This window comes from Achromobacter sp. UBA5777 (assembly GCF_002418565.1).
GTDB classification, from domain to species: Bacteria; Pseudomonadota; Gammaproteobacteria; order Burkholderiales; family Burkholderiaceae_B; genus Achromobacter; species Achromobacter animicus.
Window position 1 is genome coordinate 1 of the sequence record NZ_DIEJ01000002.1, and the last position, 4,723, is coordinate 4,723.

Annotated in this window: 3 protein-coding genes and 1 pseudogene; 1 reads left to right on the plus strand and 3 read right to left on the minus strand. The window is 68.1% G+C overall.

The features are described 5' to 3' along the window. A pseudogene (locus tag B3446_RS00060) lies at positions 1–773 on the minus strand (GGDEF domain-containing protein); the annotation flags it as partial. A 105-nt stretch (positions 774–878) separates the two neighbouring features. Here B3446_RS00060 and B3446_RS00065 point away from each other — a divergent pair. Then, on the plus strand, positions 879–1,760 hold the full coding sequence (locus tag B3446_RS00065; RefSeq protein ID WP_291376017.1) for a GNAT family N-acetyltransferase: 882 nt from the start codon (positions 879–881) through the stop codon (positions 1,758–1,760). Between the two features lie 4 nt (positions 1,761–1,764). On the opposite strand, the gene dcd is transcribed toward B3446_RS00065, so the two are convergent. Next, the gene (dcd, locus tag B3446_RS00070; RefSeq protein WP_008166733.1) at positions 1,765–2,328 is read right to left on the minus strand and encodes a dCTP deaminase; all 564 of its coding nucleotides are present in this window, start codon (positions 2,326–2,328) and stop codon (positions 1,765–1,767) included. A 110-nt stretch (positions 2,329–2,438) separates the two neighbouring features. Further along, positions 2,439–4,723, minus strand: a 2,285-nt coding sequence (locus B3446_RS00075; protein WP_291376030.1) for a translocation/assembly module TamB domain-containing protein, incomplete at its 5' end; no start/stop codon positions are given.

Sequence of the window (4,723 nt, forward strand, 5' to 3'; positions counted from 1 at the left end):
GCCATTGCCAGCGTGTAGAGGCGGCCCATGCGTTGCAGCCGCTCGTTCAGCGCGCGGCGGCCGGGCAGCCCCGTGAGCTCGTCGCGGAACGCCATGTGAAAGCCTTCGTGCGCCAACGAGATGCACAGGGCCGTCAGCGCCGCGGCGGACATCAGCGCCAGTTCGAGCGGATGCGCCGCGCCGCGCGGCAGCGCCCAGGCCATGCACACGAAGCCCAGCCACTGCCCTGCCTGCTGCGGGCGCCCATAGCGCAACAGCAGCAGCGTCAACGTCAGGCCGGTGCCCAGCAGCGCGATCAGCGCTTCGGCCGGCACGCCCAGGCGCGCCAGCATGCCCTGCAGCGCGACGGTGCTGAAGATTTCGCCCACGCCGTCTTTGCCCACCAGCGCAATCACGGCCACGCCCGCGGCGATCAAGCCGATGCGCAGCGCCACGTCGATCAGCATGCTGGACCGTTCGGACCACAGGGCATTGATGGTGTAGACGAGCGACCACCAGGCCAGCACCGGCCCCATGGCCCACGGGGCTTCCCGGGCAAGCGTGGGCCAGGCCGCCGTGACGGCCAGCACGCACAGCATCAGCGCCATGGTCTGCGAGCGTTGATACATCAGGCAGATCGCCGAACCGATCAGCGCCATGACCCATGGCACGAACGGTACGATCAGGCTGAGCGCGGGTGGCCAATCCCGCCAGAACAGCAGCCCGACCGCTGCGGCCACCGGCAACGCGGGATAGAACAACAGGGGCAGCCAGGGAATATGGGGGTAACGCACGGAGTGGGCCTTGCTAACGCTTGCAGAAATGACGTCGCCAAATCGGCAAACACATGTAATCTTTTTACGGACGCGGCATAAGGTTCTTTAGCGCAGAATGTCCCCATGAGAATCCTGGTCAATATCGATGTTCCCGATCTCGAACACGCGATCGGTTTCTACCAGTCGGCCTTCGGCTTGACCCTGAACCGCCGGCTGGGTTCCACGGGGGCCGAACTGCTGGGCGCCGACGCCCCCATCTACCTGCTCGAAAAAGCTGCGGGCACGGCTGCTGCGGGGGCCGTGCGTCAGCCCCGAGACTACGCCCGGCATTGGACGCCTGTGCATCTGGACGTCGTGGTGGATGACGTGGACCAGGCGGTGGCCCGGGCGGTCGCCGCGGGCGCGCGCCTGGAGGATCCGCCCATCACGCATGACTGGGGCCGCATTGCGCATCTGGCTGATCCTTATGGCCACGGCATCTGCATCCTGCAGTTTCTGGGCCGGGGGTATGACGAACTGGCGCCTGCGTCGCTGCGCTTCACGCCTGCGGCCGAGGCCGACTTCGAAGCGCTGCTGGCGCTGCGGATCGAGGCCATGCGCGACAGCCTTGAACGCCTGGGCCGCTTTGATCCGGACCGCGCGCGCGCCCGGCTGCGCGGCACGTTCCGCCCCGAGTGCACCTGGCACATCGAAGAAGACGGCAAACGCATCGGGTTCTATTGTCTGCGGCCGGAGGGCGAGGGGTTGCGGCTGGATCATCTGTACGTGCATCCCTCTGCGCAGGGGCGCGGCGTGGGCGGCCAGGTGCTGCGCCGGATCTTGCAGGACGCCGACCGCCGCGGCGTCGGGGTGGCATTGAGCGCGTTGCGCGGCAGCGATTCGAACCGCTTCTATCGCCGGCACGGCTTCGTGCAAACCGGCGAAGGCGAGTGGGATATCGACTACCTGCGCGACTACCTGCGCGACTGCCCCGGCGATAACCCGCGCCCGGCGGAAGGAGGCTGAAGAATCAGGTGCGCGGCAGCGTGACGCCGCGCTGGCCTTGATACTTGCCGCCGCGATCGCGGTACGAGGTTTCGCAGACCTCGTCGCTTTCCAGGAACAGCATCTGTGCGCAGCCTTCGCCGGCGTAGATCTTGGCGGGCAGCGGCGTGGTGTTGGAAAATTCCAGCGTGACGTGGCCTTCCCATTCGGGTTCGAGCGGGGTCACGTTGACGATGATGCCGCAGCGCGCGTACGTGCTCTTGCCGAGGCAGACCGTCAGGACGCTGCGCGGGATGCGGAAGTATTCCACCGTGCGCGCCAGGGCGAAGGAATTCGGCGGAATGATGCAGACGTCGCCCTTGAAATCCACGAACGAGCCTTCGTCGAAGTTCTTGGGGTCGACGATGGTCGAATTGATGTTGGTGAAGATCTTGAATTCGTCGGCGCAGCGCACGTCGTAGCCGTAGCTGCTGGTGCCGTAGCTGACGATGCGCCCGCCATTGGCCGTACGAACCTGCCCCGGTTCGAAGGGTTCGATCATGCCGGCTTCGGCCTGGCGGCGGATCCAGCGGTCGCTTTTGATGCTCATGGTGGGTGTGGTGCTAGGGATTTGGAATGGGCATCATTTTATCCCGAGCGCGCCGGACCCGTTCCCGGCCCGGCGGGACACACTTGTCCCGCCTCAAGCCGGGCCCCGCCTCAATTGCCGAAGAGGGTGCGATACACCAGCGAAATCCCGTTGACCGAGCCGCCCTTCAAATCCAGGGACAGACCACGCGCCAGCCGGTAGCTGGCGCGCCCAACGGTATCGCTGCCGGACAGCGCCTGCTCGACGCTCAGCGTGATGCCATTGGCGAAGTTCTTGCTTGCCACCAGGAATTGCGTGGACAGGTCGCTGCCGATATCGCGGTTTACGTTGCCGGCCACCGTGCGGTCCGGCAGGATGCTGCCCGAACTGCCCATGTTGCCGGTGCGCACCGCCACGTCGTCCAGGCCGAACTGCTTGTAGAACGGCTGCCCGCCCCCCAGCAGCGCGGTGCCGATCGACACCAGCAAGGCCGCGTCGCCGCCGCTTTCGTCCGGCCCTCGGCCCAGCAGCAGCCACGACAGCTTTTCGACGTCGCTGACTTCCGGATAGGACACCAGGTCGATGCGCGGACGCTGGGCCGTGCCCACCACGCGCACGCCGGCCTCGACCAGTTCACCCGTGCGCAGCGCCTCGATGTCAAGGATGGGGTTGTCCAAACGGCCCTGGAACGTCAGGGTTCCGCGGCTCAGGCGCAGCCGCTGGCCGTAGGCCTCGATGCCGCCGCCGCGCGTGCGCAACTGGCCCCAGCCTGTCAGCCGGCCCTCGTTCAGACGGATCTGAATGGAACCGAGCAGGCCGGCGTCCAGCCCCATGCCCGTGATGTAGAAGCGCGGCCCCATGTCGAACTTCAGGTCCATGCTGGTCTGCAGCGGCGTCGAGACCTTGTTGGGATCGTCGCCCGCGCGGATCACGCGCACGTCATCATCCAGCGTCGGCACGCCCTGCAGGATCTCCAGGCTGAACCAGCCCGCGTCGGCGCTCAGGTTGCCCACGATCTCCAGGCGCGGCATGGCCGCCCGCACCTCGACCGTGCCGGACACCATGGCGTAGCGGTCCGATCGCTGCAGGGCCGGGAATCGGAACAGCGTCAGCTTGATCGCGCCGCCGCCGTCCATGATGTTCCAGTCGCCCTTGGCTTCGGCGTAGCCGCCCTTGGCGCCCGCGTTGGTCGTGATCCATTCTTTGGTGCGCCATTCGGCAGGCATCACGCGCAGCGACGCCGGAAAGCGCAGGCTGTCCAGAATGAGCCGCTGGCCGTCCAGGCGGGCGGACAGCGTGCCGTCGATCAGCCGCACGCCGTCGTCGATGCGCACCAGCCGCAGCTTGTCGCCCTGGATCGAGCCGGTGGCGCCCCATTGGCCGGCGAGCGTGCCCTGCACGTCGATGTTGGCCTTGAGCGTGCCGCCCACTTCCATGGCGTCGCCCACGAAGAGGCCAACCCACGCCAGGTCGGCGATGTCTGCATTCAGGCGCGCCCGCAGCGGCTGGCGCGAATCCAGCGCCATCCCGCCCTGCGCGTCCACCAGCAGGACCGCCGTGCCGGTGCCGTTGATCGACCCCATCTTTTCCGTCGACAGATCCAGGCGGGCGTCCAGCCGGCTGGCGTTGGCCGACGTGGGCGTGGCGGTCACGTCGACGACCAGCGACTTCACGCCCAGCGGCACCGGCGGATCGCCCGGAATCAGCAGGTCGCCCGCACGGCGCGCGATACGGGCCCGGCCGGCCAGGCGTCCGTCGAATTTCAAGTCCCACAGCAGGTCGAGCGCGATGCGGCGCTGGCCATCGGGAACCATCGCGTTCACGCGGCCGGCGTTGCGGCCCAGCTTGGCCGCGGCTTCCGGATCGAATGCGCCAACCACCTGGCGCGCCACGCCAGCCGTGATGACCAGGTTTTCCGACTGCCCGGCGGTTTCCCAGCGCTTGCCGCCGCCGCGCGATCCCTGGTGCGCCACGGACAGGCGCTCCTTGCCCGGCAGGGTCAGGCTCACGGTGGTCTGGCCGACCTGCCATTGCCACTGCGGCGCAACGGCAGCGGGCAGGAAGGACAGGGTGACCGGGCGATCCAGGGAGACGGCGAATCCCGCGGTATCCGCGCTCAGGCGTGAAAACGTGCCGCGCCAGCCCACCAGCGCCGCGTCGGGTTGGCCTGCGGGGCCCCTGCCCCAGCCGCCGTTGAACGTCAGATTGGCCTGCGCGCGGGATTGCCCGATGATGCCCGGCCGGGGCCGGGGCGGCGTATAGCTGGCGGTGATCTCGCCGCGGTGCGCGGCCACCGTGCCGTCGATGCGGGCCTTCACGTCGGCGCCGCCGGGCACGTCGGGCCAGAAAGCATCCAGTTGCGGCGCCTGGGCATCCAGCGTGATGGCGCCGCTGGATGCGCCCAGTTCGCCCGTCG

What these genes read in the sequence shown, in the direction of transcription:
- B3446_RS00065 (WP_291376017.1), top strand. Translation starts at nt 879, where the DNA reads ATGAGAATCCTGGTCAATATCGATGTTCCCGATCTCGAACACGCGATC.
- dcd (WP_008166733.1), bottom strand. Translation starts at nt 2,328, where the DNA reads ATGAGCATCAAAAGCGACCGCTGGATCCGCCGCCAGGCCGAAGCCGGC.